We start from the raw sequence: 25,270 nt of genomic DNA on the forward strand, positions 1-25,270 counted from the left end.
CTCATGGTCCTCGGTGAATCCCACGAAGCCGTGGTAAGCGGTCTCGGCTCGCAGCCCTCAGGTAGGGCTCATAGGCCAGGCTTGCGCGGTGAGCATTCACTTGAGCTCAACTCCTGAAGTTGGCCTCTCATTGCGAGGTGCCCCCCGGAGCTTCGATCCGTCATTGTCTCGTAGTGATTGGACGCATCGTCCGGGGTGATCACCTCGATTCGTCGGTCCTTCAGATCGTACGCGGGCAATGGAGTGACGGCAGCGGCAGAATGCGGTCCAATCTCACCGTCCTACGATTGATGCCGCAGGCCGATCGTAAACGCGACCGGCGGTTCTCCTGGCGACTTGAGTGACCCACATCCAGCGACCTTCCCTACAAGCTGACGGTCAACTCCCTGCCTCCCGGAATTCGGGGAGATTCAGCATTCAGCGCACCCAGCGACACCACTGTGGGTGGAGTCTGCCACGGTGACCATCCCCTCCTGCGAGCTGTCTAGGTCCTCCAGTCTACGAGTCACAACCCGGTGGTCAGCCAGATCACCAGCAGGCTGGTCCCGGCGACGAGGGTCGAGAGCGTAGCGCCCAGCAGGAGGGGGCGCCACCCGGCGCGGCGGATGGCGGCCACGTCGGTCGAGAGGCCGATCCCCGCGAGCGCCACCGAGACCAGGAACACGCTGGCGGTGACGAGGCCGTCGTGCACCGGCGCGGGGATCGGGATGACCGTGTTCGCCACCGCGACCAGCAGGAAGCCGACGAGGAACCACGGCACGAGGCCGACCGCGCGCCGCAGGGTCATCGGCTCTCCGGCGGTGCGGCGACGGTTCTCGGCGATGGCCAGGCCGATGCTGATCGGGATGATCATGAGGGTGCGCACGAGCTTCACGACGACGGCGAAGCCGAGTGCGGAGGTCGCGAACAGGCTGGCGGCCGCGACGACCGAGCTGGTGTCGTTGACCGCGGTGCCGGCGAAGAGGCCGAACGTGTGCGGGTCCATCCCGAGCGCGTGGCCGAGGTACGGGAAGACGACGACCGCGATCGCGTTGAACAGGAAGATCGTCGACACGGCGTAGGCGATCTCGGCGCTGGTCGCCCCGATGATGGGGGAGATCGCCGCGATCGCCGAGGCGCCGCAGATGCCCGTGCCGACGCCGATGAGGGTGCGCTCCCGCGCGGGGATGCGCAGCGCGCGGCCGATGAGCCATGCGGCGAGCAGGCACACGACGAGCGAGCTGAGCATGACCGGGAGCGATTCGACCCCGACGACGAGGATGCTCGCGAGGGAGAGCTGTACGCCCAGCAGGACGACGGCGAGTTGCAGCAGGAACTTGCCCGAGTAGGCGACTCCCGGCGCGAAGCGCCCCGTCGGCTTGCGCACGACCGCGACCAGTACGCCGAGCAGCAGGGCGGGCAGCGCGCTCCCGAGCGCGGGGACGACCCGGGCGATCGCGGTGGCGACGAGAGCGATCGCCACGGCGATGCCGACGCCGGGTGCGACATCGACGGCGCGGGCAGCGAGGCGGGAGGGGAGGGTGCGGACGGGTGCGACGTTCATCCCGTCGAGCATCCCCCGACGGGCCGGGGCGGGGCTACCGGCGCGCGGTTGTAGCGTCACAAACGATCGTTGTGGCGCTCCGCCCGGCCCGCGGGCAGCCGCGCGACCTCAGCCCTGACGGCCCTTGAAGCGCGGGTTGAGCTTGTTGATGACGAACACCTTCCCGCGGCGGCGGACGACCTGCGCGCCGGGCTGCTTCGTGAGGGATTTGAGGGATGCACGGACCTTCATGGCGACTCCTATTGATAACCGTTATCGTTAAGGATAGACCCATCCGACCGACAGGAGACCTCCCGTGCCACAGATCGACGTGATCGCCGTCGTCGGCCCTCGCGCCCCGGTGCGTGTCCGCTGCGCCAAACGCCTCGCCGAGCGCACGCAGCGCGCGTTCGTCCCGGCAGCGCGCCTCGCCGTCGCGGCCGACCCGATCGAGGAGGCCATCGCCCTCGTGCCGTGGACGACTCCGTCGAGCGGTGCCGTGGTCGAGTTCCCTGCGGAGACGCCGGTGCTGGAACTCATCGGCGCGCTGACCGCGCCGGAGGCTCCCACCCGGCTGCTCGCGGTGGTCTGCGTCGCGGACGCCGAACGGCTGGAGGCGGACCTCGCCGACGAGAGCTACGTCACGCGGACGGCCGGAGCCGGGGAGGTCGAGCACACGGCCCGGGCCTGGCTCACGGTGACGCAGGTCGAGCACGCGACCACCATCGTCCTGGCGAACGCCGACCGGCTGCACGCGGAGCGTCGCGACGACCTCATCGGGCTCCTCGGCCTGCTGGCCCCGACGGCGCGCATCCATGCAGCGGGGACGGGGTCCGTCTCGCCGATCCCGCTGGACCTCGCGGAACTCGGGCCCACCCAGGCGCGGGCCGGATGGTCGCGCGCCCTGAGCGGGGACCTGGTGCGCGCGCCGCGGGGCGCGGCAGGCGCCTTCCGCTACGAGAACGAGCGGCCCCTCCATCCGTGGCGCCTGCACCTGCTCCTCGCCGAACGCTTCGAATCGGGGGAGTTCGGGACCATCGTGCGCTCGGCCGGCTTCTGCCGGCTGGCGACCAGGCCCGGCGCGATCGCGCAGTGGGAGCAGGTGGGAGCGATGTTCGACCTGGTGCCGCTGGCGGACGCGGTGTGGTCGGAGGGAGGATCGGCTGCCGAGGAGGTCGAGCTCCTCACACTGGGGCAGGACCTCTTCGTCGCCGGCTACGATCTCGACCGCGCCGCGTTCACGGTCGCCCTCGACGATGCCGCCCTGCACGACGGCGAACTCGTGGCCGGGCCGGACGAATGGCGCACCTACCCGGACCCGTTCCCGGACTGGCTCGTGGCCGACGACCACGAGCATTGACGCGAGACGCGGCAGACCGAACCCCGCAGGGATCGGTCAGCCGAGGGTGACGGCCGTGCCGTAGGCGCAGACCTCGACGCCGCCCTGGCCGTAGTCGTTCGTCTCGAACCGGAAGGCGAGCACGGCGTCGGCGCCCTTCGCCTGCGCCTCGTCGGCGAGGCGGCCGAGCGCCTCCGTGCGGGCGTCGTGCAGCAGGGAGGTGATGCCCTTGAGCTCGCCGCCCGCCAGTGATTTGAAGCCGGCACCGAGGTTCGAGCCGAGGTTGCGGGAGCGCACGGTCAGGCCGAACACCTCGCCGATGACGTTCGTCACGGTGCGGCCCGGGATGTCGTTGGTCGTCACGATCAGCATGGTCAGACACTCGCACAGCGGCGGATGTCGCGCGGCCTCCAGTACGGGGCGCACGACATCCGCGAACGACACGCGCGCGAGTCGCTGCGCGACCGTAGCGCGGGGTCGCTACGCGGTCTGCTCGAGCTCGGCGTAGTAGGTGACGTGGCAGCCGTCGCCGGAGCACTCCACGCACACGGTGATCTCCTCACCGTGCTGGAGCGGGTCGGCACCGGTCCCGTCGCACCGTTCGCAAATCTCCAAGGTCCTCATGCGGACGATTCTGCGCCCGACCCCCGACATCCGCGGAAGGGACGTCGGGGTGTCGCGGATCGACGTCGTCGTCCGCGTGGATGACCCGGGAGGTGGTACGACGGTCCGACGACATCGCGGGCGGCGCCACGTAGCGTCGGATCATGCGCATCGTCTACGACCCCGAACTGGATGTGGCGCACCTCCTGTTCGACGAGGGCGCCGTGGCCACGGCGGTGCGCGGCGCTGTCGCCGGAGTCGCGGCCGGCGGGTACGTGGACGCGGAGTACGACGCCGCCGGACGGTTGGTCGGACTGGAGGTGCTCGGGGCGCAGCGGGTGCTTCCGCCGGAGGTGCTCGCGGGCGCGGAGCCCGCATGACGGTGCCCCGGTGCGGCCCGGGCCGCGTTCTGCTCTGAGCAGAATCCCCCGACCCGCCGGGTCCGGATCCGCGCCGGGCGGCTTAGGCTGGCGCCATGCTTCTGCGGCACGCCCTCGGCTCCGTGCTCCGTCGCATTCGGACGGAGCAGGGCACGACGCTGCGCCAGCTCTCCGAGACCTCCCGGGTGAGCATCCCGTACCTCTCGGAGATCGAGCGGGGTCGCAAGGAGGCGTCGTCCGAGATCCTCGCCGCGCTGTGCCGGGTGCTCGGTGTCCCGGAGGGGGAGCTCCTGCTTCTGGTCGCGGCTGAGTACGCCTCCACGGCGCCGCCGGTCGCCGCTCCGGTGCAGGTGCTGAGCCTGGTGCCCGAGCGCGAGCGGGTCGAGACCCGTACGTCCGTGGCCGAGTATCCGGATGCGGCACCCGCCGCGCCCGTCGCACCGGCCGCGCCCGCGGCGCTCCTCCTCGTCGCCTGACCGGCCCCCTCGCCGTTTGGACCGAATGTCGTGATTGGCGTGCACTTTCGCGACATTTGGTCCACATGGCGAGTGCCGAGTCAGGCGCGGAGGGCGCCCGTCGTGCCGACCACCGCGTCGACGAAGCCGTAGTCGAGCGCCTCGTCGGCCGTGAACCAGCGGTCGCGGTCGCCGTCCTCCACGATCTGCTCGACGGTGCGGCCGGTCTGCTCGCTCGTGAGCTGCGCCATCCTGCGCTTGAAGTGCAGGATCTGCTTCGCCTGCGTTTGGATGTCGGCGCTCGTGCCGCCGAAACCGCCGTGCGGCTGGTGCATGACGACGGACGCGTTCGGCAGGGCGTACCGCTTGCCGCGCGCCCCCGACGAGAGCAGGAACTGCCCCATCGACGCCGCGAACCCGAGCGCGACGGTCGCGACGTCGGCACGCACGAAGTTCATGGTGTCGTAGATGGCGAACCCGGCCGTGATGGAGCCGCCGGGGGAGTTGATGTAGAGGAAGATGTCCTTGTCCGAGGCGATCGAGTCGAGCAGCAGCAGCCGCGCGCAGATCTCGTTGGCGGCCTCGTCGGTCACCTCGGTGCCGAGGAAGACGATCCGCTCTTCCAGCAGACGCTGGACCGGGGAGTTCATGTCGGTGTCCATGCGCCCATCCTGAGTCGCCGCCCGGTCCGGTGTCGCGGCCTTCTGCCGGTCGCGAATTCGCCGCGGGCAGACGCCTCTCCCACCCGATTTCGCGAGTCGGCGTGCGGCAAGTATCCTTATCTGGCGCCTTCGGTCAGCAGCTGACTGGTGGTCGGGAGCGCGAACGGCGAGTTACCCTAGCGGCCAAAGGGATCTGACTGTAAATCAGACGCGTAATGCTTCGGGGGTTCGAATCCCTCACTCGCCACCATGTCTTGAGTCGCGACATAGGTCTCACCTGAGTCGTGTCTTAGGTCTCACGTGAAGAAGCCCTCGGCCATCGGCCGGGGGTTTTCTCGTTGTTGCGCCAGTAGCTGCGGGTGGGGTCGATGGTGTGGGTGGAGAGGATTTCGCCGGTGTGGAGGGCGATGACGGTGACGGTGGTGTCGTCGGCGAGGGCGAGGATGCGGGTTCCGCGGTGGTGGTAGCCGATGCCGAGGTGGTGCATTCGGCCGGCGCGGCGGAGGCTGACTTTGCCGCCTGTTCCGACGAGGTCGTAGCGGATGCGGTAGTGGCCGGGGGTGCGGGCCTGGGCGGGGAGCGCTTTCGGGGTGGCGCGGAATGCTTGCCCGGGTGTCTGCCGGTTCAGGGCGCGGTGGGGGCGGTGCTCGTTGTAGTGCTCCCGGAACGCGTCGAGCTGAGTCTGGAGCTCGGTCAGGGTGTCGGCGGCGGGCCGTGCGGTGAGCCAGCGTTTGAGGGTTTGGTGGAAGCGTTCGATCTTGCCTTGAGTTTGCGGGTGGCTGGGTGAGCCGTTCTTCTGGGTGACGCCGAGCAGGGGGAGCAGGTATTCGAAGGCGTTGCGGCCGCCGCCGAACCGGGCGGTGTAGACCCTGCCGTTATCGGTCAGGGTGGAGGCAGGGATGCCGTGCCGTTCGGTCGCGGTCAGGAAGCTGGTGACCACGTCGTCGCCGGTGACCGGGCGGTGTGCGGTGCAGGAGAGCAGGTAGCGGGAGTGGTCGTCCAGCCAGTTCAGGATCTCGATATCGGTGCCATCGGCCAGGCGCCAGTGGGTGAAGTCGGACTGCCAGGTCTCGTTCGGTTGCGCGGCCTGAAACCGGAGGTAGGAGGAGCGGGGCCGTTTCCGGGGTTCCGGGGTGATGAGCCCGGCGGTGTGGAGGGTCCGGCGGATCGTCGAGGTCGACGGAGCCTGCAGGTTCTCCTGTTCGAGGTGCCAGGCGATGGTGACCGGGCCGGCATCCAACCCGTTCCCGATCAGCTCAGCTCGCAATTGCAGGATCCGTTCCCGGACTTCGTCCGCGGTTCGCTGCGGGCTGGTGTGCGGGGCTCGGGAGCGCGGTTCGACCGCGTCCAGGCCGCCGTCTCGGTAGCGTGCGAGCAGCCGATGCAGGTGCCGGCGGGAGAACCCGTACTCGGCAGCTGCCGCCGTCACGGTGAGCTGTTTGGACACGATCTTCATCACGGCGACCCGAGCCTTCGACATGCCACCGACTGTGACGCATGTCCCGACTCACCAGGGACCTATCAACTGAGACCTATGTCGTGAACCCAGACACCTCACTCGCCACCACCCGAAAGCCCCCGGCGCTCTGCGACCGGGGGCTTCGTCGTTCCTGGCCGCCCGGACCCGTCTGTGCATAAAACGTAACCCACGGGCTGGGGTGAGAAAAAGGTAACCTGCGGGCCGGGGTGAGGAAAACGTAACCTCGCGCGGAGGGTGAGAAAAAGGTAACCTGGTCGAGGAGGTGTGGAAAAGGTAACCTCCCATTCGCGCGGAGGTGGAGCATGCAGACGGCCAGGATCACGGGACCGCGTTCGCTGGGCACGATCCTGCGCGAGGCCCGCTTGACCCGCGGCCTGACGCAGCAGAAGCTGAGCGAGGAACTCGGTGTGAGCAAGCGGTACATCATCGAGATGGAGCAGGGGAAACCGACGAAGGCGGTCGAGCGGCTTTTCGACTACCTGCGAGCGACAGGGGTGACTCTTCAGGGCGAGATCGCCGACGAGGTCGACCTGTGAGCGAACTCGTCGTGGAGCTGTACGGGCGCCGGATCGGTGTCCTGACCGGTGAGCGTGACTCTTTCGATTTCACGCCCGACGCCGACGCGATGCGGCACTACGGCGTCGGCAGCACCGCCCTGTCCATCGCCGTCCCTCTGGCGACCCCGCGCTCGGACGGCCTGGCGCTCCGCCGCAACTTCTTCGAGGAGATCCTGGCGGAGGGACGCATCCGCGAACGGCTCGGCGCCAACGCGCGCCTCGACGCCGAGAACACCGTCGGCCTGCTCAAGCGGTACGGCCGGGATGTGGCCGGAGCCGTTCAGATCTGGGACCCCGAGGATGCGGCGGAGCCTCGCACGCCCGCCACGCGACCGGTCACCGACCAGGAGATCGCGTCGATGTTCGCCGAAGTCAAGAAGAACCCTCTGGGGAACAAGGGACGTCGACGGCTCTCCTCACTTGCCGGCGTGCAGGACAAGGTGCTGCTCGCACTCACCGGCGAGGGATGGGCGGAGCCGCTCGACGGCTATCCCTCCACGCACATCCTCAAGCCGGTGGTCGGGAGCATGCCGAGCCTCATCTTCGACGAGGAGTACGGCTCGCGGTTCGCACGCGCACTCGGTCTCGCGGACTTCACCACCACCATCGCCTCGTTCGACGGCACGCGCGCGCTGGTCATCGAGCGATACGACCGCGACGAGCGGCGCGAACGGATCCACCAGGAGGATTTCAATCAAGTGCTCGGGTACCGGGGGGACGCGAAGTACGAACCGGAGGCGGGTGACGGCCGGCTTCGGCAGATCGCCCAGACCGTCCGCGAATACGCCACGGTGTCCGACGTGCGGCGCCTGGTCCGCATGATGACGCTGTCGGCAGCGGTCGGAAACCTCGACATGCATGCCAAGAACATCTCGATCCTGCACCTCCCCGGCGACCGCGTGCGGTTGGCGCCGATGTACGACGTCGTGCCCCAGCTCCACCAGGACGTCGATCAGGAGACCGCTCTGCTCATCAACGGGACGAACGCGATCGAGAAGATCACGGGGGGTGACCTCGTCGCCGAAGCCGCCGGGTGGGGCGTGCGCGACGCCGAAGCCATCGTCGCAGAGACCCTGGAGGAGATCGTCGCCGTCGTCGCGCACGAGAAACCATTGCCCGGTGCGCATCCGTCGCTCAGCGAGGACATCCGTCGGCAGACGATGAAGTTGCAGGGATCGCTTGCCTCCACCAGTGAGCCAGGCGCGGCGGAAGCGCACCCGCGCCCGGGCCGCGACGAGATCTTCCCCACGCGCAACGCTCCGGGCGGATGGGGTGGACCGGTCGGGTGATCGATCGTGTCAGGCTGGTCCCATGACCTCGAATGCAGAGCTCCGCGACATCGCCGTGTCCATCGCCAAGCGCGCGGCGGCGATCGCCCAGCAGCGGCGGCGAGACGGGGTGGAGATCGCCGCCTCCAAGTCGTCGGTGTCGGACATCGTGACGCGCGCGGACCGGGAGGCGGAAGAGCTGATCCGTGGCGCGCTCTCCGCGGCACGGCCGTTGGACGGGTTCCTCGGCGAGGAGTCGGGAGCCGAGGCGGGGACGAGCGGGCTCACCTGGGTGGTCGATCCGATCGACGGGACGGTCAACTACGCGTACGGCATCCCGGACTACGCGGTCAGCATCGCGGTCGTCGAGGGCGACCCCGATCCGGCGAGCTGGCGGACTCTGGCCGGTGCGGTCGTCGCCCCGGAACGCGGCGACGTGTTCGCCGCAGCGTGGGGGGAGGGCGCGACGCTCAATGGAGGACCGCTGCGGGTGAACGGGGCGGTGGAGCTGCCGGTCGCACTGGTCGGCACGGGTTTCAGCTACGACGCGGAGACGCGGATGCGCCAGGCGGAGTTCGTGGGCCGGCTCATCGGGGAGGTGCGCGACATCCGGCGCATCGGCTCGGCCGCCCTCGACCTGTGCGGACTGGCGGCCGGTCGGCTCGACGCGTACTACGAGCGCGGACTGAATCCGTGGGACCACGCGGCGGGCGCGCTCGTCGCGCGCGAAGCGGGAGCGCGGGTCGGCGGGCTCGACGGCGGTCCGGAGGGGAGGCGGCTGCTCCTCGCCGCCGCACCGGGGCTCTATGAGGCGCTCGAACCCCGCATCGCCGGGTTCTTCGGGGCCTGGGACTGAGGAGGAGCGGAGTCGTCCGCGCCGGCGTGCGCGTCTGCGCGCGCCCGCCAGTCGCCTCTCGACTGGCATGATGTTTATCGATTTGTTACTTTTGGTCGAGTGCGCCCGACAACCGACCTCCGCGCCGGCCAGCCAGAGCCGGACGCGCCGCTGACCCGCCGGGCGATCCGGGAGGCCCGCGAAGCCGGGCGGAGGCGCGCCCGTGCGGTGCGCCGTCCCGCCGCTCCCACGGCCCCGGAGTCCCGCCCGCCGCAGGGCAAGCGCGGCCGCGGCGTCAGCCTCGTCGCGATGTTCGCGGTGCTCGGCATCGGCGTGGCCACCTCCCTTCCGGCGATGGCGCTGCTGACCGAGGATCAGGTGCGGGCGAAGGCGATCGCCGAAGCCTTCCCGGTCGCCGGCCAGGGCGAGGTGCAGGCGCTCGACCGCGTCGAGTCCGACCGCAGCGCCGTGGTCGACCGCGAGAGCCCGGAGGTCATCGCCGCCGAGCAGCTCGCCGCGGTGCGCTCGATGCGCATCGCCGACACGTTCACCAACAACCCGCGCGGAGCCGTCCAGTGGCCGTTCCCTGTGGGCGTCCCCATCTCGTCGTACTTCGGGCCGCGCGCGGCCCCGACCGCCGGTGCCTCCACGAACCACCTCGGCGTCGACTTCACGCCGGGTGAGGGCGTGCCCATCCAGATCATCGCCGACGGCGTGGTGCGGGAGGTCGTGCTCGGCGACAACGGCGGCTGCGGGGTCAACGTCACGATCGACCACATGATCGCCGGTGCCCTCGTGAGCAGCAAGTACTGCCACATGCAGCGCGGCTCGGTGCGGGTGCAGGTGGGACAGGTCGTGAGAGTCGCGGACACGGTCGGCAAGGTCGGCAACACCGGCGTCTCCACGGGTGCGCACCTCCACCTGGAGATCCGCCTCAACGGGACGGAGCCGGTCGACCCCTACGCATGGCTGAAGGCCAACGCGTCCTGAACCGACCGGCCCGTCGCTTCACCGTCCGATCGCGTCAGACCAGCCAGGCCGTGGTGTCCTGCGGGAGGCTGCGCCCGTCGAGCGGACCGCTCGACAGCAGCACGTCGCCGGCGGGCAGCTCCAGCGGCTCCTCGCGGAAGTTGGCCACGACGGTCACCTCGCCGGACCGGAAGGCGAGCGTGTCCGGGCCGAGGTCGAACCACTCCAGCTCGCCGAACGCGAGGTCGTGGGCCCGGCGGGCCGCCAGCGCCTCCTGGTACATGGTCAGCGTCGATCCCGGCACACCCTCCTGCGAGGAGCGCGTGTAGGCCGCCCACGAGGCGGGCTGCGGCAGCCAGCTCCGCGCGCCCGGGCCGAACCCGTACGACGGGTCCGCGCCCTCCCACGGGATCGGGACGCGGCAGCCGTCGCGACCGTACCGCTCGCCGTTCGTGCGGAACCACGTCGGGTCCTGCCGGGCGTCGTCGGGCAGGTCGATGGCCTCCGGAAGGCCGAGTTCCTCGCCGTTGTAGAGGTAGGCGGAGCCGGGCAGGGCGAGCATGAGCGCCGTGGCCGCCCGCGCGCGGTTGAGCGCGAAGGCCGGGTCGGGCAGCCCCGTGGTCTTCGGGCCGATGCCGTGCCCCTGCAGGTTCTCACCGGTGAGGGCCAGGCGGGTCGCGTGGCGCACGACGTCGTGATTCGACAGCACCCACGTGCTCGGCGCGCCCACACTGCCGAAGACGGCGATCGAGCGGTCGATCACCGTGCGGAGGGCCGCCGCGTTCCAGGGGGTCTCGAGGTAGCCGAAGTTGAAGGTCTGCTGCATCTCGTCCGGGCGCACCCAGCGCACGAGCTTCTCCAGCGGCTCGACCCAGGCCTCGCCGCAGAGCACGCGGTCGCCCTCGTACTCCGCCAGCACCCGGTGCCAGTCACGGTAGATGTCGTGCACGCCGTCCTCGGCGAAGTACGGCGGGGTGGCGGGCTCGTCGCCCGCGTGGCCCTCGATGGCCGGCTCGAGCGTGACCGAGCCCGCGCCGCCGCCCATGCTGCCCACGTTCTCGGGCGGCGTGTAGTCGGGGAGGCCGGCCTCCTTGATCATGCCGTGGGCGACATCCACACGGAAACCGTCGACGCCGCGGTCGAGCCAGAAGCGCAGGATGCCGCGGAACTGCTCGCGCACCCACGGGTTGGTCCAGTCGAAGTCCGGCTGCGACTTGTCGAACAGGTGCAGGTACCACTGGCCCGGGGTGCCGTCGGCCTCCTCGATGCGGGTCCAGGCGGCTCCGCCGAAGATCGACTCCCAGTTGTTCGGGGGGAGCTCGCCGTGCTCGCCTTTCCCGTCGCGGAAGAGGTAGCGCCCGCGCTCCTCGCTCCCCGGCCCGGCGGCCAGGGCCTCCTGGAACCACACGTGGTCGCTGGAGGAGTGGTTGGGGACGATGTCGATGATGACGCGCAGGCCCAGCTCGTGCGCGGTCTCGAGCATCGTGTCGAAGTCGGCGAGCGTGCCGAAGAGCGGGTCGACGTCGCGGTAGTCGGCGACGTCGTACCCGGCATCGCGCTGCGGCGAGGTCTGGAACGGCGACAGCCAGACCGCGTCCACACCGAGGGAGCGCAGGGCGGGGAGGCGGTGCGTGATGCCCGGCAGATCGCCGATCCCGTCGCCGTCGGCATCCGCGAACGAGCGCGGATAGACCTGGTAGATGACGGCGGAGCGCCACCACTCGCGTCCCGGGGAGCTGGGGGCGAGGGAGGAGGAAAGGCCGGGGGTCGTGGCGGCGATGGTGGTCACCTCTCGTTCGGGCTGTCGGCTGACAGGGCTTGCAGGGCGGGATCGGGCGCGGACGTGCTGGCGCGCACCACCAGGTCGGTGGAGACGGGGACGGTGACGGGAGTGGCTGTTCCCGCGTCCGTGCGGCGGCCGGCGGTCGCGGACCCGCGGGGGCCGGAGCGGCGGCGCACGTCCTCGATGCTCTGCACCAGCAGCTCGACGGCCTCCTCGCCCTGGCGTTCCGGGTACTGGGCGATGGTGCTCAGCCCGAAGAACGCGGCGAGGGGATGGTCGTCGACACCGATGACGGAGAGGTCGCCCGGCACGGTGAGGCCGAGCTCCCGTGCCGCGAGGATGCACCCGATCGCCATCTCGTCGGAGGCGGCGAAGACGGCGGTGGGGCGCTCGTCGGCGCCGGCGAGCAGCTCGATCGCCGCGGCGTGGCCCCCGGGAATGGTGAAGTCGGAGCCGCGGAAGAGCGACGGGTCGGGGGTGATGCCGGCGTCGCGCAGCGCCGACTCGTAGCCGAGCCGGCGATTGCCCGGGGTGTGGAACTCGAGGTCGTACTCCTCGCTGCCGCCCACGTGGGCGATGCGCCGGTGCCCGAGGGAGAGGAGGTGCTCGGTGGCGACTCGCGCCACGGCGACGTCGTCGATCGTGATGGCGCTCGCCCCGGGCAGCGGCCCTCCGACACCGGCGATCGGCTTGCCGAGGGAGAGCAGCCGGCTCACCTCGTCCTCGTCCAGGGCGAGCGCGACGGCGATCACCGCATCGACCCTGTTGCGCAGCAGGTGATGGTCGAAGACACGGCGCCGCTCCTCGCCGTCCCCGCTGAGGTTGTAGAGCGTGAGGTCGTAGCCGCGCCGCAGGAGCTCGCGCTCCGCACCCTCGATGACGGCGGTGAAGAACCAGCGGTTGAGGCGCGGGACCACCACGCCGATGTTGCGTGTGCGGCCCGACGCGAGGCTGGACGCGTCGGAGGAGACGACGTAGCCGAGCGCGGCGGCCGCGTCGGCGACGCGGGCTCGCGTGCGCTCGGAGACGGGACCGTTGCCGCTCAGTGCGCGGGAGACCGTGGCGGTCGAGACGCCGGCGAGGCGCGCGACGTCGTCGATGCCGGGCATCGCACCCCTTCCGCGGTCCGAGAGGCCGCGACCGGACGCGCGACCGGGACGAGTCTAGTCGCGGCGCCTCGGCGGAATGCAAGCGTTTCCAGTGTACGGGCTCCCGAGTGCGGGTCCGGATCGCAGGGCGATGCGGACCCGCACCGGCGTCAGCCGGCCTGCCCGGGGCGCTCGCCCTGGCGTTCCCGGCCGATGCGAATGCGACGCGCCCCGAGCAGGGAGAGGCCCGTCAGGAGGGCCAGCGCTGCCGCCCCGGCGAGAACGGGGGACGCGGTGGAGCCGGTGTGCGCGAGCGCTCCGGTCGTCGGCAGGGAGGTGGCGCCTGCGTCCGCCGGCCCGGGTGCGGGAGACGGGGTGGCCGACGGGGCACCGCTCGGCGGCGTAGTGCCCGTTCCGCTGCCGGGAACGACGGGGGTCGCGGCGTAGGTGTTCGTGACGGTCACCCCGATCGGGTCGTCGCCTTCGGGAACCGTGATCGACGCGGCAGGTGAGTAGGCGATCGATGTCGCGCCGCGGGAGTCGGTCTCTCTCACTGCGCACTGGGCACCCACGGGCACACGGGGGAAGACGTGAGTCTCGCCGGCCGCGATGGAGGCGCTGGCCGGGTAGCCCGCGACCGGGGCGCCACCGAGCGTGCAGGCGACGGCGATCGGGAACCCGCCGGTCGGTGCGACGCCGTCACCCGCGACGCGCTTGGTGACGGCGAGTTCGCGCGTCGTCTCTCCGCTCGCGGCTCCGCCCGCGGAGACGTACGCGACGGACGCCTCGTCGGATCCGACGCCGTCGCCGCGGACGGTGTTGGCGAAAACGGTCCCGTCGGCTGTGCCGGCGGGGACGCTGAGCTGGTAGAGCACGACATAGGTGCTCTGCGGGTCGGGCGCGTGGACGGTCAGCGTGAACGACGGAGGGGTCGAGCCGACGGTGTAGGCGCCGGCACCCGTGCCCTCGGCGAGCGGGACGGCGGAGCCGGACCAGTCGCCGCCGTTCCAGTCGGCGTCCGCCACGCGGAGGACCGAGAGGGAGCCGGGGACGAGCGACAGGCGCGCGTCGTAGGTGTCGGTGACCGTGACCTCCGCGCCGTCGTGGAGGAGCTGACTTCCCGGCAGGTAGATCAGCCAGCCGAGCGTGCCGTCCGCGTTCTGCCAGCCGCCTTTCGCCAGCGCGGTCGGTGGCTGGGTCGCCGGGGAGCCTGTGCCCTCCCCGATCCCGCCGCCGGGGACGGTGACGTGGTAGACCGTGCCGTTCGACGACTGGAACAGCAGCGTGCCGCCGGAGGTCTGGACGGCGCTGGCGTAGAAGAACAGCGTGCCGGTGATACCGGTGTGCGTCGCGGCGTAGTCGCCGAGCGTGCAGTGGAAGGAGTCGGAGTCGACGGTGCAGGTTCCGACCTCGGCTCCGGCGGCGTCGGTGAGCGTGAAGGAGGACGCGTAGCCATGGACGGGGGAGGGGAACGACACCGAGAACGTGTCTCCCGGGGCCGCGGCGGCGGGCAGCGACCAGGCGACGTCCACCCGGAACATCTGGCCGACGGTGAGCGGCACGGTCGGGTCGGCGGGATCCGGCGAGGAGATGGTGAGGGACGTGACGACGTCGAGGTCGGCGGCGCGGGCCTCGTCGGCGGCCAGGACGGGGACGAGGGTGAGCGCCGCAACCCCCAGTGCGGCGAGGACGGTTCTGTAGACGGGCATCGGGCTTCCTTGCGATCAGACGGGGAGGCTCGGGTGCCTTCCCGCTCCTGAGAGACCGCGCCGGGCGGGGATCATGACGCCGTTTGTCGAATAAATCTCACTTACGCCAGTGCGAGGGCCGTTCCAACCCGGCCGGGAGACGCGTGCGCGCATCGCCGGAGGCCGCGTTGACCTGGGTCTGGGTGAGGTAGAGCGCGTCGCGGAGGTCGGCACCGTCGAGGCGTGCATCCCGCAGATCCGCGCCGAGGAGCTCGGCGAACGCGAGATCGGTGCCACGGAGGTCGGCCGCGATGAGGAGCGCCCCGCGCAGCTCGGTCGCGCGCAGGTCGGTCGCGCGCAGGTCGGCGCCGAGGAGGTCGGCGCCGGGGCGCAGGCGGGAGCGGGCGACGCGGGCACGGGCACCGGGAGCCGTCCCGGGGCGCGTTGCGGGCGGCCGCCTGCTGGCGGCCTCCCTGGTCAGGCGCGCGGACTCGCGGAGCAGCTCAGCGGCGGGCGCCCGCAGGGCGTCCACGTCGAGCGCGCGGATGCGGTCGGGAGAGTCGTCGGCGGCCGCGCGGACCGCGCGCTCGGCTGCACGCAGACGCGCGTGGAGTCGCTCGGCGGCCGGCATGCCGAGCGCCTCGCGCAGGTACCAGGGCAGCTCGTGCAGCTGGCGGACGATCGGGAACACGGCGAGCATCCCGTCGCGCACGTCGCCGCCGTCGCGCCAGGTCGCCCCGCCGAAGGTGCGCTGCGTCACGTGCTGACCGGCTCCGAAGCAGTCGAACACCGTGCATCCCTTGAAGCCGCTCTCCCGGAGGTGCGGATGGATGCGACAGCGGAAACCGTCGTCGAGGTTGTCGCACGGGTCGCCCGCGGGCTTGTCGATCGCGAAGTCCGCCGACCGGGCGAACGCCAGCGCGACGCAGCACAGGCCGGCGCAGCTCGCACAGTCGGCCGAGAGCGGCGGGGCGGCGGCGACATCCATTCCTCCACAGTAGGGCCGCGCCGCAACCTTTCCACATCTTCATCCGCTCCCGGAATTTCGCCCGGTCGTCCGCGTTAGCGTGAAGGGACCGGAACGACAGACTCATGAACTGGGAGAGACCTTCTATGACTGCACCCCGTCGCACGATCGGCACCTCCGACCTCGACGTCTACCCGCTCTCGCTGGGCGGCAACGTCTTCGGCTGGACCGCGGACGCGGACACCTCGTTCGCGGTGCTCGACGCGTACGTCGCCGCGGGCGGCAACTTCGTCGACACGGCCGACGGCTACTCGGCGTGGGTGCCGGGCAACACCGGTGGCGACTCCGAGCGCATCCTGGGCCGGTGGTTCGACGCGCGGGGCAACCGCGAGGACGTCGTGCTCGCGACCAAGGTGAGCCAGCACCCCGACTTCAAGGGACTCGCCGCCGACAACATCCGTCGCGCCGCCGACGCCTCCCTCGAGCGCCTCGGCAGCGAGTACATCGACCTCTATTACGCGCACTTCGACGACGAGACCGTTCCCCTGGAGGAGACCGTCGCCGCTCTTTCCGGCCTCGTCGACGCCGGCAAGGTGCGTTACATCGGCATCTCCAACTACAGCCCCGAGCGCATCGAGGAGTGGTTCCGCATCACCGAGGCCGAGGGTCTGCACCGTGCGGTCGCGCTCCAGCCGCACTACAACCTCGTGGAGCGCTCCTACGAGCAGAACTACCGTCCGATCGCCGAGCGCGAGAACCTCGGCGTCTTCCCCTACTTCGCCCTGGCTGCGGGGTTCCTGACGGGCAAGTACCGCGACGGTGTGGCTGTGGACAGCGCCCGGGCGGCCGGTGCCGCCAAGTACCTCGACGACACCGGACGCGCGGTGCTCGGAGCGCTGGACGAGGTCGCCGCCGCACACGGCGTCTCGGTCGCAACGGTCTCGCTCGCCTGGCTCGCGGCCCAGCCGACCGTCACGGCACCGATCGCGAGCGCCCGCACCCTCGACCAGTTGCCCGACCTCCTGGCGTCCGTCACCCTCGAGCTCACCGGCGACGAGATCGCCGCCCTCGACACCGCTTCGGAGGCCGCCCGCGGCGCCTGAGCCGGCGCACGTCGGCCGGGTCCGCGATGGTCGGAAGCACCCCCGCGGTGATGGTATCCTCGTACGGTTGCCAAAATCGTTCGGGCCTTCCGGCCAGGACCGGCTTCGCCCCCTTAGCTCATTGGTAGAGCACTTCCTTGGTAAGGAAGAGGTAGTGGGTCCGATTCCCACAGGGGGCTCCGTCTCCCCGTCCGTCGACGGGAGGCCGCGGCGGGGTAGCTCAGGTGGTTAGAGCACACGGCTCATAATCGTGGTGTCGCGGGTTCGAGTCCCGCCCTCGCTACAAAACACAGGGATCGAGAGCGCCGAGTCTCACCAACTCGGCGCTTACTCGGCGCTTTCGATTCGCGATAGACCAACTCGGCGTCTGCGGAATAGGATCGCTGCATGACGACGAGTGCCGGCGCCGATGCTTCCACGGGCGCGACGATTGCGATCGTCGGTCGTGTCGCGATGTGGACTGGGCTTGCCGTCGTCGTCGTCGGACTTCTCTGGGCGGCCGTCTACTTCCTCTCCCAGGGCGCCGCACCGCTTTCAGATTTTGGTCCGCGGAACTTGCTGGTCGGCCTCACCGTTTCGGTGGCTGGCTTGGTGATTCTCGCGGCTGGTTTGCTCATGCGCTGGATTGGACGACGGTCCTAGCCGGGCCTTCTCGCGCGAGATTCGTAACTCCTCGGCGAAGGCTATCTCGGCGACCGCTTCGAGCGCTTCGGCGAGCGTGGTCATCGAATCCGCTCCTGTTCGATGCGGTCGGACTCGATCCTGGCGGCAATCCGAATGAGTACTCGCGCCGCCTGGCGTAGGCATTCTTCACGGGTGCGTGATTCTGTCATGGGCTGAGCCTATTGTCACTCGCGTGCCTGTCGAATGGAGTCCGGTCACCTACGCGCGACCGATGGAGTGGTTCCTGCGCGTCTCCGAATCGCAGGAGCCTTACGCCGTCGTCCGCCGCTTCCTGAAGGGCGACCCGAACCGCCCTGAGGAGTGGTTCCGCGTCGTCACGTACGCGCCGACCTCGGAGGGACGCGAGCTGGTCGGATGGGTAAGCGCCTTCGAGGCCGCCTGTCAGCTCGGATGGGACTACAAGTGCGCCTACGAGTCGTGGCGTCACCATATGGCTAAGAACCGGGCGAGCAGCGAAGCTATGAGCGCCGCGCAGCCGCCGGCCGCGGAGCTCGTCCGCTTCTATCGCGAGCACGAGAAGAAGAGAGAGCAAGAGGTCCGGGGAGCCGGGCCTCCCGCCATCTGACGGATCCGGAGTAGGTTTCGCGCGTGGGCGAACTCTCGAGCCGCGTGGTCTCTGACCGTTTCACCTTCGTGGTGGGTGTCGACACGCATTCCGAATCACACACGTACGCCATCCTTCGTGGCCGAAACGGTGAGGTGTGCGCGATCTCAGATTTTCGCGCGGACAGGCAAGGCATCCAGGCAGCCCTAGCGTGGATCGCCACGGTCGTGAGTGGCGAGACACTGCTCGCGATCGAAGGCGCAAACTCCTACGGCTCACTCCTCGCCCAGGTAGCGGCGGAGGCGGGGTTCGAGGTCTGTGACGCGCGGGTCAGAATGCGTGATCCCACCAGGCCCAAGAACGACCAGACCGATGCTGTGTGGGCGGCGTACCGCCTACTGGGTACCCGTCTAGAGTCCCTCGCCCGACCGCGTGCGTGGGGCGCTCGCCAGATGCTCAGCCTCCTCGTGATGTCTCGTCGCGACATGGAGATCCGCTCGGTTGCTGTTCGCAACCGGCTCGGGGCGATCGTGCGCACAGTCGACCTCGGCCTGGACACAACCCGCAAGATCAGCCGTTCCACCATCCGCACCCTCGCAGACCACGACTGGGCCAGAGCCGACGACCCACTCACCATGCTGGGACGCCGAGAGGTGTCCCGGATGGCCAACGAATACCTGCTGCTACTCGAACAGCTCGACAGCAACAAGAGCGACCTCGAGGCCGTCGTCAGGTCTCTCGCTCCGGGGCTGCTGGAGATCTACGGAGTCGGCCCCGTCACTGCCGCAGTTATCCTCGGTGCGTACTCCCACGTCGGCCGCGTCCGATCCGAGTCTGCGTTCGCATCGCTGGCCGGCGTCGCGCCGATCGAGTACGCGTCAGGTAAGACGACCCGGCACCGCCTCAACCGCGGCGGTGACCGCCAGCTCAATCGCGCGATCCACACCATCGTCGTCGTGAGACTGTCCCGCGAAGGCCGCACTCGCGAGTACGTTCGACGGCGCACGACTGAGGGAGTGTCGAAGGCCAACGCGATTCGGAGCCTCAAACGCTACGTCGCGCGCGAGATCTTCAGACAAGTCGATCGGATGATGCGGGCAGGGGAGGCGGGCAAAACCACTGGCAGCCACTAGCGGGCAGCTTATGTTCGAGCCACGCCTCCCCGTACGAGACTAGTGACGACGGACGAAGCTGCACCGAGGCATCCGTTGAGCCAGTGTGATCATTGGTCACGCCGCCTTCACGAAGGTAGCACCGCTCAGCGGGGCGCAAACTGCCGAACACCCACGACCCACTCGGGGAGCGACGGCAGCCTACGCCGAAACACGAAGAAGAGCCCCGGCTCACCCGAAGGTGAGCCGGGGCTCGTGGTCATGATCGACTATGACCTACTCCTGTGCGGATGCTGCTGCGCCGTCAGAGCGGAGACGCTCTAGGCGGCGTGTTTCGCGAGGTAGACCGGTGCGGCGTCCGTGCCGAGCAGGAACCGCGCGGACGGCCAGCGCGAGACGATCCACCGGGCGAGCGCGTAGTAGGCCGCCTGGATGAGCGCGACGAGGCCGACGATGAGCGTCGACTGGGTGTCCGCGTCGAGAGCAAGGCCGAGCGCGACGACGGTCGCGACGAGCGCGCCGGCGAGCGACGGGATGATGGTGCGCACGAGGGACGCCCAGAGATTGTCGACCGCGGCGAACTGCGGTGCGGTCGGCCAGCCGAGCAGCGCACCGATCCACGGCACCCGCACCTCGATGACCCGCACGAGCACGTAGTACGCATTCTGGGTCAGCGGGACGAGGAACGCGATGAGCGCGAGCTTTACGGGCCCGGTGAAGTCGATGCCGGTGTGCACGAGGAGCCACGCCAGCGCGGCGCCGACGAGGTACGGCACGTAGGTGCGGATGTAGGCGAGCGCCTTGTCGTTGGGGGTCATAGCGGTTGGTCTCCTTGGGAGTCGGGGGTGGGGTCGGGTGCACGGTGCCTGGCAGGAGGCATGAATCGGTTGCGCGGCCATGTACGTTCGATCAGTTCGAGACGTTCTCGGGAGTCGGCGATGTCTTCGTCCTGGTCGCCTTGCGAGGCGATGAGCTTCTTGAGGACCACGTCGTGTGACTCGAGCAGCTCGCCGTGAGACTCGAGGAGAGCGATGATCTTGTCGTTCTGCTTGGTCACCACCTCGTGACGCTCGTCGTTCTCCTCCCGCATATTGATCGGCTCGCCGGTCACGGGGTCCCGGTGGTTGTTCTCGACCTGGTCCAGCGTGCGGTCAGTCTTCTGGTCGATGCGCTTGAGACGTCTATTCGCGCGCGCCTGCAGCACGTACGGGCCGATGACCGCCGCGATGAGCGCGACGAGGACGCTCGCCCATCCGCCCGGGATGTCGACGATGACCGGGCCGCCGGTCCCGGTAAGCACGATCACGCGGAAGTGCTACTTCGTCGCGCGCTTGTTGGTGAACGCGGAGTCCGTGCCGAGCGCGAGGTTGATCAGGGTCTGGAACTGCGTCGTGCCGATCGCGGCGGCCTTGGCCTGCTCGACCGTGTCGTAGGTCTGCGAGTAGAAGTCGCGAGCGTTGCGGGCCTGCTGCTCGCCGTCGTTGCAGTAGAGGATGTTGTTCTGGCCCGGGGTGCGGTGCCAGAAGATGATCACGAACTGCGGCAGGCCGGCCGGCGGCGTGGCGCAGTAGTAGAGGCGCCCGCGGCTCTCGCGCAGGAGCATCTCCTTGATCAGGGCGGTCTGGGCGGCGTTGGACGCGTCCGCCTGCTTGCGGAGGTCTTCGATGGTGGCCATGTCGATCTCGTCTCCTTGGGGGATCAGGGTTGCGCCGCCATCAGCGGCCGAGGTGGTGCCCGGGTAGGGCGGTCGGATGTAGCTGAGGATGTAGCCGGCGGAGCGGGTGCGGTCGCGCATGTCGTCGCCGGGGTTCGAGTTCGTGCCGCGGGAGGTGACGATCGACCCGCCGGACGAGACCGAGACGACGATCTCGGTGTGGTCGGGGTCGCCGTCGCCGTCCCAGTCGAACGCGAGCACGTCGCCGCGCTGTACGCCCGCGTGCCCGGGATGCCAGACGCCGAGGTTGCGACCCCAGGTCTGGATCTGCGAGACGTAGCTGTAGAACGGGTTGCCGAGGGAGTTGAGGCCGAAGAGGTAGAAGCTCACGCAGGCGGCGCAGTCGTCGTACGCGCTGATGCCCTTCGGCCACCACGGGTTCGGCCACCGAGTGCGGAACTGCTCCTCCATCGCGGCGAGCATGTCGTCGACGCTGCGCTGGAGAAGGTCAGGCATCGGGGTCCTCCTCGCCATAGCTCGAGCTGATCGCCTCCGGCGCCGGCTTCTTGACGGCGTTCATCGGCGGCAGCGGGGTCCCGTCCGAGTCATACGGGATGTTGGGGTCGGGTTCGATCTCAGTCACGGGGTCCTCCTAGACCGCGTCGAAGGTGGTGTCGATCCAGCCGACGGCGGAGGCTGTGGAGCTCACCCAGAGGATGTTCATGGTGCCGTCGGTGTTGAAGATGCAGTTCATGACGCCGGGGGAGCCACCGGTCGTGAGGGAGCCGACGGCGACGTGCTGGGCGACGGGTCGGAATCCGGGTGGCAGGGTGAAGATCGGGCCGGTCGCGACGAGGGGGTTTGTCCCGCGGTTGAACTGGAGCGCGAGAGTGACTGAGCCGTTCCGCCTCGAGAGGCGGTTTGTGAGGCCGGCGCCGTATCCGTTCGCGAACGAGGAGATGCTGCTCAGCTGGGTGGCTTGACCGATCGGCACCCAACTGCCGTTGTCGTTGATGTAGAAAGTGTCGGTGTCGCGGGCGTAGACGAGGCGGCCGCTGTAGGTCGACGCCGCCGACGGGAAGTCGTTCGCGGTCGCGTAGCTGCGATTCTCGATGTCGTCCCAGTGCTGAGACTGTGCGACGATCTGCGCGGGCCCTTCCATACCGGACCCGTTGGTGAGGGCCGGGTAGTTCGTTACGCCTGGCATGGGGTCATGTCCTCCATCTGATGAACAGTGCGCCGGAGTTGTTGACGCCGGCGCGGCTCCACTTGTGGTAGCCGCCGTGGTTGGTTCCAAGGCCGAGCGCGGCGCCGGTCTTGAGGAGGTCGCCGAGCGCGGTTGGCAGGTTCTTCCAGCCGGTGCCGCCGGGCACGGTCCCGGCGCTGCTGACGGCGGGTGCGCCGGTCGCGCCGGCGAGCGAGTGCACGCCGATCGTCGGGTCCGAGCCGGTCGTGTAGAAGGCGTCCACGTAGACGCGGATCTCGAGGATGGTCGCGGTGTCGGGGATGGTGTCGGCGATGCCGGCGTAGAACCACGCGCCGAGGGTGCTGTCGGAGCACCAGACGTTCGAGTCCTGCCACTTGGAGTAGGTCGTCGACCACGTGCCGGACCCGTTCGGGTCGAACGTGAGGGACTTCTCCTGCGCGACTGGCGAGACGACCGGCGGCGGGATGTACACCGGGTCGAGGGTGATCGGGTCGGCGGAGAGCTTCGCGAACGCGAAGCCGCCCGACCACCAGTCCACGATGATCCGGTCGTTCAGCGCGAACGTGATCGTCGAGTCGTAGGCGATCGTCTTCACGGTGCCGTCGTCGCCGGTGAAGCCGAGCACGCCGCTCGCCGGCGCCGTCGTGACCTTCCCCGTCATCGACCGCGGCACCGGTCCCAGGCAGAGGGCCTGCTGCCCGATCCACCCCACCCAGCACTTCTGCTGCGGGATGGGCGGCGCGGCGCCGAGCATCGGGATCGAGATCGCGCCGCCAGAGACGATGACGTTCGCGAGACCGTTCGTCCAGTCGATCGACGAGCAGATGCCCTGCTGCAGGTTCGACAGGCCCGACTTCATGTCCGCCAGGGCGGACGCCGTCGCGCGCGCGGGCGAGCGCGTCACCGTCCCGCTCACGGGGTGATCACCTCGGCGACCGTCATGGTGCCCGACATCAGGTCCGTCGGGTCGAGGCTGAACTGCATGGTCGCGATCTCGCCGCGGTACGTCTTGTCGGACACCTCGTCGATGACGTCCCCGAAGTCGCCGATCTCCAGGTCGGGTCGCGGCAGGCACGAGAACGTGACGGTATGCGCCTGCTGCGTCGACACGCGCGCGAGCGACGTCGCGGCCGCGGCATCCGCCATCGCCTGCGTCGTCATCAGCGGATCGGCGAGTTTGTACGGGCGGCGCCCGAAGGGACCACGCACGTACAGCGGGTGCGCCGGCTCGTCGATCATCTTGATGCCGAGGATCTTCGGGTCGTTCGGGTTGGTGACGACGACGCAGTTGTAGAGCTTGTTCGTCATCGTGTCCGAGATCGCGACGGTGCCGTTCACCTCGAACTCGGGCGTGGTCGCCGTCAGCCAGCGGTCGCGGGCGCGCGCCGTGAGCAGGCCGTCGCGCGTCATGTGGGGGACGCCGTTGAGGTTCGCCATCAGCTTCGTGATGGCGTCGGACATGCTCGTGTAGGTGATCCCCGCGGGGACCGCCGTGTCCACCAGCGAGGTGCGCAGTCCGAGACCCTGCGGCATGAGGCGCTGGATCTCGGTCCACGTGCTCGGCCCGGCGACCGTCGAGGTCGGCGCGGTGAAGTCGTCGTTCTGGAGGATGTCCATCCGGTCGCGCACGGTGAGCTGCAGCGACCAGCCCGCATCCCGCTGCGACGGGTAGCGGTGGAAGTACTCCTCCATGTCGGGCACTTCCGTGATCCGGAACCGGCCGAGCGGGATGCCGGGCGCCGAGCCGACATTCTGCAGCGACCGCCACAGGGCGATCTCCTGGCCGAACGGAGCGAAGGTGTCCTGCTGGTTGCGCGGGGTGTAGTCGGTTCCGCTGTCGCCCAGGTACAGGGTGCCCGAGCTCTCGACCGCTGCGGACCCGTCGAAGGAGATCGACCCCTGCCCGAACAGCGGTACCTCCGCAAGCGTCTGCTCCGAGCCGTAGTACGCCGACGCCCGGTAGACGCTGGTGCCGGAGGTCTCCAGTGCGGCGAGCACGTCGGAGTCGAGTGCCAGGACCATTCACGCCTCCGGGGGGTTGTTGATCGCGTCGAGCCAGGTCAGGTAGGCGGCGTTGAAGTCGCCCCAAGTGGGGAAGGCGTCGATGTAGATCTGCCACGGGGTGAGCGACGAGATCGGCTCACCCTCGAACGGCGAGAGCTCGTCGACCGGGTTCTGCCAGGCGAAGTCCTCGATCCCGGCCGGGAGGTTGAACTCCTCCCACACCAGCGCCTTCGTCCACGCGTAGAGCAGGCGCGGTACCGGCAGCGGCGGCGTCGTGCGGAAGAGCAGGAGCCCGTTCGACCCGTCGACGAGGTCGCGGACTGCGTGGTACTCGACGGCCGTGGAGGTGAAGAACGACATGTCGACGCCCTCGAGCAGCCCGCGCGGTGCGAGGAGCGCGATCGTGCGCAACCCCACACGGTACTTCGCGCCCGGCGCCTCCTGCGTCCCACCGGTCCCGGCGGTCGATCGCATCTCGACCCGCACCGGGGCCGTCGCCGGGTCGAGCGGGTTGCTGACCCAGCCGGCACCGACCGGCCCGTCGACATGAACGGTGGTCGAGGGGGTGTAGCCGAGGCTCCGCCCGTCGCTGCGAAAGATCTCGGCCCGGAACGAAACATCGACGCCTGGCGGGAGCTCGACGTCGTCGGTCGCGAGACCACCCGCGGCGAACCTGTCGACCGCACTACGGACGGTCATCGTCTTCCCCTCGAACTGTCGATACAGCGTGAGAGTGCCGACGTTGTCGGCCAGGTCTGCTTCGGTCCAGAGGATATGCGCGGTGGGCGGGTCGATGATCGTAGTGACGGTCGGTGCCGCGAACGCGTAAAGGGTGGAAGTCGACGCATTCGCGGCGGCGTCCCAGAACGCGCCGGGGGTGAGATCGGGAAGGAAGAACGGCCGAAGGGTGCTGCCGCTCTCCACCAGCACCGCCGTGAACTGGGCCGTGTTGCCGACCGCGAACGCGGCGGAAGTCGACATGCGGCCAGCCACGATCACGCGCACCGTGCCCGCCGGTGCGGTTCCCGTCGCAGAAGCGCGCCCCCATGCTCCGGTGGCGACGGCGACCGCCGAGCCCACGAGGGTCGAGCCGATGATGTTGCCGGAAGCGTCAACGAACGAGAGGCGGCAGGTCAGGTTCAGGCCTGCCGCCGCCGACGTGATGCGGCCGTACACCGACGCGACGACCGTCTCGCCGGGTGCGACGACCATGTCGCCGCTGTTGCCCTCCACACCCTGCACGTAGGTTGGTGCACCAGCGGTCACCTGGGCCTGAAAGACGGTATCGATCCCGGGGAGCGGCTGGCCAACTCCGGCGAGCGCGACACGGGCCGAGGTGAGCGAGCCAGTCGACGATGCGGCCGCC

29 protein-coding genes and 3 tRNA genes are annotated in these 25,270 nt (G+C 69.6%); 14 read left to right on the forward strand and 18 right to left on the reverse strand.

Translation table 11 applies throughout. From position 1 onward, the window contains the following. Positions 1-505: 505 nt before the first annotated feature. Together IT072_RS03495 and ykgO are read right to left on the reverse strand one after the other, a co-directional pair. On the reverse strand, positions 506-1,543 hold the full coding sequence (locus IT072_RS03495) for a YeiH family protein (RefSeq protein ID WP_223359423.1): 1,038 nt from the start codon (positions 1,541-1,543) through the stop codon (positions 506-508). 108 nt (positions 1,544-1,651) lie between these two features. Continuing rightward, positions 1,652-1,774: a type B 50S ribosomal protein L36 gene (gene ykgO / locus IT072_RS03500; RefSeq protein WP_223359425.1), complete on the reverse strand. Its 123-nt coding sequence runs from the start codon at positions 1,772-1,774 to the stop codon at positions 1,652-1,654. Positions 1,775-1,838: 64 nt separating this feature from the next. Here ykgO and IT072_RS03505 point away from each other — a divergent pair, with 64 nt between their 5' ends. Next, positions 1,839-2,882 carry a GTP-binding protein gene (locus IT072_RS03505; RefSeq protein WP_223359426.1) on the forward strand — a complete coding sequence of 348 codons (1,044 nt, stop codon included), beginning with the start codon at positions 1,839-1,841 and terminating at the stop codon, positions 2,880-2,882. A gap of 36 nt (positions 2,883-2,918) precedes the next feature. Here the strand turns inward: IT072_RS03505 and IT072_RS03510 are convergent, their stop codons facing one another. After that, on the reverse strand, positions 2,919-3,233 hold the full coding sequence (locus IT072_RS03510; protein WP_223359427.1) for a YbjQ family protein: 315 nt from the start codon (positions 3,231-3,233) through the stop codon (positions 2,919-2,921). Positions 3,234-3,341: 108 nt separating this feature from the next. After that, entirely contained in the window at positions 3,342-3,485 is a 144-nt protein-coding gene (locus IT072_RS03515) for a hypothetical protein (RefSeq protein WP_223359428.1), read from the reverse strand. A 143-nt stretch (positions 3,486-3,628) separates the two neighbouring features. On the opposite strand from IT072_RS03515, the gene IT072_RS03520 reads away from it, so the two are divergent. Continuing rightward, entirely contained in the window at positions 3,629-3,844 is a 216-nt protein-coding gene (locus tag IT072_RS03520) for a DUF2283 domain-containing protein (protein ID WP_223359429.1), read from the forward strand. Between the two features lie 95 nt (positions 3,845-3,939). After that, positions 3,940-4,320 (forward strand): helix-turn-helix domain-containing protein, encoded by a 381-nt coding sequence (locus IT072_RS03525; RefSeq protein ID WP_223359430.1) that lies wholly within the window; start codon positions 3,940-3,942, stop codon positions 4,318-4,320. A gap of 80 nt (positions 4,321-4,400) precedes the next feature. Here the strand turns inward: IT072_RS03525 and IT072_RS03530 are convergent, their stop codons facing one another. Beyond that, positions 4,401-5,018 (reverse strand): ATP-dependent Clp protease proteolytic subunit, encoded by a 618-nt coding sequence (locus IT072_RS03530; RefSeq protein WP_223360893.1) that lies wholly within the window; start codon positions 5,016-5,018, stop codon positions 4,401-4,403. 108 nt (positions 5,019-5,126) lie between these two features. On the opposite strand from IT072_RS03530, the gene IT072_RS03535 reads away from it, so the two are divergent. Further along, positions 5,127-5,211 (forward strand) — tRNA-Tyr (locus IT072_RS03535). Positions 5,212-5,250: 39 nt separating this feature from the next. Here IT072_RS03535 and IT072_RS03540 read toward each other — a convergent pair. Further along, positions 5,251-6,441, reverse strand: coding sequence for an IS481 family transposase (locus IT072_RS03540; protein ID WP_223359431.1), 1,191 nt, complete (start codon positions 6,439-6,441; stop codon positions 5,251-5,253). Positions 6,442-6,743: 302 nt separating this feature from the next. On the opposite strand from IT072_RS03540, the gene IT072_RS03545 reads away from it, so the two are divergent. The 4 genes from IT072_RS03545 (at position 6,744) to IT072_RS03560 (ending at position 10,091) form a co-directional block, all read left to right on the forward strand. Beyond that, positions 6,744-6,977 carry a helix-turn-helix transcriptional regulator gene (locus IT072_RS03545; RefSeq protein ID WP_223359433.1) on the forward strand — a complete coding sequence of 78 codons (234 nt, stop codon included), beginning with the start codon at positions 6,744-6,746 and terminating at the stop codon, positions 6,975-6,977. Then, positions 6,974-8,287: a type II toxin-antitoxin system HipA family toxin gene (locus tag IT072_RS03550; RefSeq protein WP_223359434.1), complete on the forward strand. Its 1,314-nt coding sequence runs from the start codon at positions 6,974-6,976 to the stop codon at positions 8,285-8,287. The genes IT072_RS03545 and IT072_RS03550 overlap by 4 nt, the downstream gene beginning before the upstream one ends. Before the next feature lie 22 nt (positions 8,288-8,309). Continuing rightward, the gene (locus IT072_RS03555) at positions 8,310-9,122 is read left to right on the forward strand and encodes an inositol monophosphatase family protein (RefSeq protein WP_223359435.1); all 813 of its coding nucleotides are present in this window, start codon (positions 8,310-8,312) and stop codon (positions 9,120-9,122) included. A 99-nt stretch (positions 9,123-9,221) separates the two neighbouring features. Continuing rightward, positions 9,222-10,091 carry a M23 family metallopeptidase gene (locus IT072_RS03560; RefSeq protein ID WP_223359436.1) on the forward strand — a complete coding sequence of 290 codons (870 nt, stop codon included), beginning with the start codon at positions 9,222-9,224 and terminating at the stop codon, positions 10,089-10,091. Between the two features lie 34 nt (positions 10,092-10,125). Here IT072_RS03560 and IT072_RS03565 read toward each other — a convergent pair whose 3' ends face one another. From IT072_RS03565 to IT072_RS03580, 4 genes are all read right to left on the reverse strand, one after another. Beyond that, positions 10,126-11,859 carry a glycoside hydrolase family 13 protein gene (locus IT072_RS03565; RefSeq protein WP_223359437.1) on the reverse strand — a complete coding sequence of 578 codons (1,734 nt, stop codon included), beginning with the start codon at positions 11,857-11,859 and terminating at the stop codon, positions 10,126-10,128. Beyond that, positions 11,856-12,962, reverse strand: a complete 1,107-nt coding sequence (locus IT072_RS03570; RefSeq protein ID WP_223359438.1) for a LacI family DNA-binding transcriptional regulator — start codon at positions 12,960-12,962, stop codon at positions 11,856-11,858. Before IT072_RS03570 ends, IT072_RS03565 begins: the two co-directional genes overlap by 4 nt. 149 nt (positions 12,963-13,111) lie before the next feature. Then, positions 13,112-14,650, reverse strand: coding sequence for a DUF5979 domain-containing protein (locus IT072_RS03575; RefSeq protein ID WP_223359439.1), 1,539 nt, complete (start codon positions 14,648-14,650; stop codon positions 13,112-13,114). A gap of 97 nt (positions 14,651-14,747) precedes the next feature. Beyond that, positions 14,748-15,617: a pentapeptide repeat-containing protein gene (locus IT072_RS03580; protein WP_223359440.1), complete on the reverse strand. Its 870-nt coding sequence runs from the start codon at positions 15,615-15,617 to the stop codon at positions 14,748-14,750. A 125-nt stretch (positions 15,618-15,742) separates the two neighbouring features. Between IT072_RS03580 and IT072_RS03585 the strand changes: the two genes are divergently transcribed. From IT072_RS03585 to IT072_RS03610, 6 genes are all read left to right on the forward strand, one after another. Further along, on the forward strand, positions 15,743-16,699 hold the full coding sequence (locus tag IT072_RS03585) for an aldo/keto reductase (RefSeq protein WP_223359442.1): 957 nt from the start codon (positions 15,743-15,745) through the stop codon (positions 16,697-16,699). Positions 16,700-16,806: 107 nt separating this feature from the next. Continuing rightward, positions 16,807-16,878, forward strand: a tRNA-Thr gene (locus IT072_RS03590). A gap of 30 nt (positions 16,879-16,908) precedes the next feature. Next, positions 16,909-16,982, forward strand: a tRNA-Met gene (locus IT072_RS03595). 104 nt (positions 16,983-17,086) lie between these two features. After that, positions 17,087-17,341 (forward strand): cell division protein CrgA, encoded by a 255-nt coding sequence (locus IT072_RS03600; protein WP_223359444.1) that lies wholly within the window; start codon positions 17,087-17,089, stop codon positions 17,339-17,341. A gap of 214 nt (positions 17,342-17,555) precedes the next feature. Continuing rightward, a complete protein-coding gene (locus IT072_RS03605) occupies positions 17,556-17,948 on the forward strand; it encodes a hypothetical protein (RefSeq protein WP_223359446.1) in 393 nt (130 codons plus the stop codon). A 23-nt stretch (positions 17,949-17,971) separates the two neighbouring features. Beyond that, on the forward strand, positions 17,972-19,060 hold the full coding sequence (locus IT072_RS03610; RefSeq protein ID WP_223359447.1) for a transposase: 1,089 nt from the start codon (positions 17,972-17,974) through the stop codon (positions 19,058-19,060). 299 nt (positions 19,061-19,359) lie between these two features. On the opposite strand, the gene IT072_RS03615 is transcribed toward IT072_RS03610, so the two are convergent. Genes IT072_RS03615 through IT072_RS03645 form a run of 8 tightly spaced genes read right to left on the reverse strand, consistent with a single transcriptional unit; the run spans position 19,360 to position 25,170 of the window. Continuing rightward, the gene (locus IT072_RS03615; RefSeq protein ID WP_223359449.1) at positions 19,360-19,857 is read right to left on the reverse strand and encodes a hypothetical protein; all 498 of its coding nucleotides are present in this window, start codon (positions 19,855-19,857) and stop codon (positions 19,360-19,362) included. Continuing rightward, on the reverse strand, positions 19,854-20,345 hold the full coding sequence (locus IT072_RS03620) for a hypothetical protein (RefSeq protein WP_223359451.1): 492 nt from the start codon (positions 20,343-20,345) through the stop codon (positions 19,854-19,856). The genes IT072_RS03615 and IT072_RS03620 overlap by 4 nt, the downstream gene beginning before the upstream one ends. Before the next feature lie 9 nt (positions 20,346-20,354). After that, positions 20,355-21,209 (reverse strand): CHAP domain-containing protein, encoded by an 855-nt coding sequence (locus tag IT072_RS03625; protein WP_223359453.1) that lies wholly within the window; start codon positions 21,207-21,209, stop codon positions 20,355-20,357. After that, positions 21,202-21,336 (reverse strand): hypothetical protein, encoded by a 135-nt coding sequence (locus IT072_RS21240; RefSeq protein WP_263282060.1) that lies wholly within the window; start codon positions 21,334-21,336, stop codon positions 21,202-21,204. Before IT072_RS21240 ends, IT072_RS03625 begins: the two co-directional genes overlap by 8 nt. Positions 21,337-21,345: 9 nt before the next feature. Next, positions 21,346-21,900, reverse strand: a complete 555-nt coding sequence (locus IT072_RS03630; protein WP_223359455.1) for a hypothetical protein — start codon at positions 21,898-21,900, stop codon at positions 21,346-21,348. A gap of 4 nt (positions 21,901-21,904) precedes the next feature. Beyond that, the gene (locus tag IT072_RS03635; protein ID WP_223359457.1) at positions 21,905-22,816 is read right to left on the reverse strand and encodes a hypothetical protein; all 912 of its coding nucleotides are present in this window, start codon (positions 22,814-22,816) and stop codon (positions 21,905-21,907) included. After that, positions 22,813-23,922 carry a hypothetical protein gene (locus IT072_RS03640; RefSeq protein WP_223359459.1) on the reverse strand — a complete coding sequence of 370 codons (1,110 nt, stop codon included), beginning with the start codon at positions 23,920-23,922 and terminating at the stop codon, positions 22,813-22,815. Before IT072_RS03640 ends, IT072_RS03635 begins: the two co-directional genes overlap by 4 nt. Continuing rightward, the gene (locus IT072_RS03645; RefSeq protein ID WP_223359461.1) at positions 23,923-25,170 is read right to left on the reverse strand and encodes a hypothetical protein; all 1,248 of its coding nucleotides are present in this window, start codon (positions 25,168-25,170) and stop codon (positions 23,923-23,925) included. It lies immediately after the preceding gene. Positions 25,171-25,270: the final 100 nt, after the last annotated feature.

It is taken from the genome of Leifsonia sp. ZF2019, from assembly GCF_019924635.1.
Lineage (GTDB): Bacteria > Actinomycetota > Actinomycetes > Actinomycetales > Microbacteriaceae > Leifsonia.